Origin of the sequence: Crenobacter luteus (assembly GCF_004345725.1) — a bacterium.
GTDB classification, from domain to species: Bacteria; Pseudomonadota; Gammaproteobacteria; order Burkholderiales; family Chromobacteriaceae; genus Crenobacter; species Crenobacter luteus.
The window spans coordinates 1-3,589 of sequence record NZ_SLXG01000046.1; the positions used below are offsets into that span (position 1 = coordinate 1).

Below are 3,589 nucleotides of genomic sequence, written 5' to 3' on the forward strand. Positions count from 1 at the left end.
CTTCGAGCGGCGGCTGGACACGCATTACGCCTTGCTCAAGCTGGCTTGTGCCTTGATCTGCTTACGCTTTGTCGAGCGGTTTTGTTAGCGGCTCTAAAGGCTCGCCGTCCTGCAGGGACATCCTGGCCGCCCCGCCGACCCGGTTTGCCCGCGCACCCGGAAACGCGCGGCGGCCGTCGCCGCGCAAGGCTGTCGCGCGCTGCAGCCCTCCTCCCGTATATGCTCAAGGACAGGAGAACGTGATCGCGCGGTGCCCACGGACCGCGCGTTGCAGGAGTGACGATTCGGCATGGTTTCTCGTCCGGCATTTGTACGTTGCAAGTCCAGCTGGCTGATCGCGCTGGCGCTGCTGCCGCTATGGCTGCTGCTCGCGGCGGCGGTCGCGGCGTATGCGTACGGCCTCCGCGCCCGGGGGCTGGGCTGGCAGGATGGGCCGGTGCTGACGCAGTGGCGATGGCTGCAGGACGACGGCTGCGTGCAGGCGCAGGGTGAAAGCTTGCGAATCACCCGCTGGCGGCCGCTGACCGTCGATGCACCCAGCATGACGCTGTTCGCCTGCAAGCCCGTCGCGGCAGTCCCGACCGCGCCGCCCTGGACGCCGCCCTTCGACCTTTCGATCGGCGCACTCTCCGCCCCCGGTCTGCCGCCCATGGCGGTGGCCATTCGTCAGCGCGAACAACGCTGGCAGGCTCGAGCCCGACACCAGCGCAGCGAGGCGGTCGCGGTCTACGACCGGATGTCCGGCCGCTGGAGCGCGCAAGGGCGGATCCAGGCGGGCGACATCGCGCCGGGCTTCGTCGGCGCGCTGACCTTCACCGGCAAGGGCAGTTGGCGGGGGGACCGCCTCGACGGCGCCTTTCGGGCGCAGGGGCGACAACTGGGCCACAGCAAACTGGCACGGCGCACCGGTGCGACGTTCGAGGCCGGCATCGCCGCCGGACGGTGGCGCTTGCTCGCCACGCTGGACGCGCCGCTCGCGCTCGGGGACGGCTGGAGCCTAGAAGCCAGTCAGGCGCTGCGGGCCAGCGGCGACCCGGGCGGCGTGACGGCCCTGAGCCTGGACCTCAGAGCGGCAGGACCGCAGGGCAGCGTACGGCTGTCCCTCGATACCGAGGGCACGGGCGTGGCGCGCGGGCAAGGCATGCTGACGCTGGCGGGGCCGGGACTCGCCGGTACGGTACCGTTGCGCTGGAACCGGCAGGCGCTGGACTTGCTGCCGGCGACACTCACGCTGCCCGAGGGGCTGAGTCTGAGCTGGCCCCGTCCGCTGGCGCTGCCGCTGGCGTCGAGCGGCGAAAGCAGCATTTCCGCCGAGCTACGGCACGGGGAGCTCCGTTTAAAAACCGTCGACAGCTTATTGTCGTGGCAGCAAGCCCGCTGGCACTGGCAAGGACGGCTCGAACTGACAGGCAGGACGGCCGGCCATGCGCTCAGCGGCGCGTGGCAAGGCCGCATCGACGCCGCCGGCCCCGCCGGCGAGCCGGCCAGGCTGACGGTCAGCGGAACGGACCTTCTGCTGTCGCTGCACTTGCCGGTGGCCGGCCTGCGCGCACCGCACTGGCCGGTGCACGCCCGTTTCAGCGGCCGCTATCGCGGCGCCCCCCTGTCGGGGACGCTCAGCGCCCGCCACGAGCGCGGGCGGTGGGAAGGCATCGTCGAGGGCAGCGTCCGCTCCCCGCTTCACTCGCGAGGAGGCACCGTGAGCGTCTCCGCCCGCTGGCACGGCAGGGGGACGCAGTGGTTTCTGGCCGCGGGCAGTCGCGCCACGGTTGCCGAAGGATTGATCGGCGACGTACTGCTCAAGCCGGTCGTCGTTTCCGCCGTCACACCGCTGCGCTTCACCCCCACCGGGGCATCCGGAACCTTGCGACTCGATACAGGCGGCGCCGTGGCGGCGCGCTGGGGACTGCCTGCCGTCACCGGGCAGGTTGCCATCGCCGGACGGCAAGGCCGGGCCCGGCTGCGCGTCCCGACCTGGCAGACCGAACTGGCGCTGACCGCGACAAGGGTCGGCAGCGGCAGGAAAACCGGCGCGGAAGGCACACTGGAGATAGCGACGCCCTTGTCCGCTGCCATGAGCCGCGGTCTCGGCGTCACCTTGCAGCAGGGACGGCTCGAAGGCCAAGGCCGTTGGCAATGGAGGGACGAGCTGCGGCTACAGGGTGATGTCAGCGTGTCTGGACTGGCGCTGGACTGGGGGAGCATCCGGGCCTCGGGCGGCAAGGGGCGCGTGCATATCGAACGGCGAGGCGACGGCCTGAGTCTTAGCAGCAACGGCCCCGTTACCTTGGCCGAGCTGCAGGTCGGCACCCTGCTGCGCGATGTCCGCATGACGGTGCAGTCCGACCTGAGCACCTGGCATTTCACCGACGTCCAAGCCGGGATCCTCGGTGGCCGGTTGGAGGCTGCGGCGCTGCAATGGCCGTCCCTGCGGTACCAGCCGGTGACGATTAGCCGTATCGACCTTGCCGAGGTCGCCGCACTGCAGAACGACCCCGAGCCGACCGTCCGGCTTGCCGGTCGTGTGGGCGGCGTTCTGCCGCTGCGGCTGACGAAGGACTCGCTCGCCCTGCAAGGCGGACGCTTGAGCCACGAGGGCCCGTTGCTCCTGAAGGTCCGACCCTCTGCCGGTGTCGGCGCCATCAAGGACTCGCACCACACGGCGGGGCTGGCGCTGAATGCGCTCAGCGAGCTGGCGATCCACGACCTGCAGGCACGCCTGGACATGAGCCCGGACGGCTGGCTGGACGCCGCGGTGACCATCAAGGGGCAAAATCCGCAACAAGGCAGCCTTCCGGTCATACTCAACTACACGCACCGGGAAAATGTGCTCGAGCTATTGCGCAGCCTGCGCATCGGCGACGAGATATCCCGGCGGATAATGGAGCGAAAGCCGGTCGACGGCTCACGCTGACAGCACACGAAGGATGATCCACCATGAAACCCGTCTGGCTTTTCGCCTTGCTGCCTGTGGCAGCCTGCACCCCGCGGGTCGCGCTCGAGGCCCCCAAAGAGCCGATCACCATCAACCTGAACGTAAAGATCGACCACGAGATCCGTCTCAAGGTCGAGAAGGACGTCGAACAACTCATCAGCCAAGACAGCGCGCTGTTCTAGGGGACTACCATGAAAACGACAAAACTATTGCTGACGATGCTGCTGTTGGTCTGCAGCGCATGGGCGATGGCGCTCGACCTCGATAGCGCCAAGTCGCAAGGACTGGTGGGAGAGCAACCCAACGGTTATCTGGGCGTGGTCAAGGCCACCCCGGATGCGGTGGCGCTGGCGGCGGACATCAACGCCAAGCGCCGCGCCGCCTACGAGGCGATCGCCAGGAAAAACGGCGCCACGCTGGACCAAGTGGCGATCCTGGCCGGTCAGAAGGCGATAGAAAAGACGGCACCGGGAACCTACGTCAAAACCCCCGACGGCCAGTGGATCAAGAAATAGCGCGCCCGGAGCGGCCGGCAAAAATCTGGTTCTTCACGGATTCTCGGGGAAAGCGGCCCTGATCTTCAGGAAGAAGTACTCGCTGTCCCGGTAGCCATAGGCCATGCGCTTCATCACCTTGATCCGGTTGTTGATCCCT

General features: G+C 68.2%; 4 protein-coding genes. 3 read left to right on the plus strand and 1 reads right to left on the minus strand.

The genetic code is table 11. From position 1 onward, the window contains the following. The first annotated feature begins 289 nt into the window (after window positions 1–289). The 3 genes from EV683_RS14080 to EV683_RS14090 are packed head-to-tail and all read left to right on the plus strand — an operon-like array spanning window position 290 to window position 3,450. Window positions 290–2,914 carry an intermembrane phospholipid transport YdbH family protein gene (locus tag EV683_RS14080; protein ID WP_131863212.1) on the plus strand — a complete coding sequence of 875 codons (2,625 nt, stop codon included), beginning with the start codon at window positions 290–292 and terminating at the stop codon, window positions 2,912–2,914. Between the two features lie 23 nt (window positions 2,915–2,937). Further along, on the plus strand, window positions 2,938–3,117 hold the full coding sequence (locus tag EV683_RS14085; RefSeq protein WP_066609536.1) for a YnbE family lipoprotein: 180 nt from the start codon (window positions 2,938–2,940) through the stop codon (window positions 3,115–3,117). Window positions 3,118–3,126: 9 nt separating this feature from the next. Then, window positions 3,127–3,450 (plus strand): YdbL family probable chaperone protein, encoded by a 324-nt coding sequence (locus tag EV683_RS14090; RefSeq protein WP_066609537.1) that lies wholly within the window; start codon window positions 3,127–3,129, stop codon window positions 3,448–3,450. 33 nt (window positions 3,451–3,483) lie between these two features. Here EV683_RS14090 and EV683_RS14095 read toward each other — a convergent pair. Beyond that, on the minus strand, window positions 3,484–3,589 hold a 106-nt coding region (locus tag EV683_RS14095), incomplete at its 5' end, for a transposase (protein ID WP_131863213.1).

What these genes read in the sequence shown, in the direction of transcription:
- EV683_RS14080 (WP_131863212.1), top strand. Translation starts at nt 290, where the DNA reads ATGGTTTCTCGTCCGGCATTTGTACGTTGCAAGTCCAGCTGGCTGATC.
- EV683_RS14085 (WP_066609536.1), top strand. Translation starts at nt 2,938, where the DNA reads ATGAAACCCGTCTGGCTTTTCGCCTTGCTGCCTGTGGCAGCCTGCACC.
- EV683_RS14090 (WP_066609537.1), top strand. Translation starts at nt 3,127, where the DNA reads ATGAAAACGACAAAACTATTGCTGACGATGCTGCTGTTGGTCTGCAGC.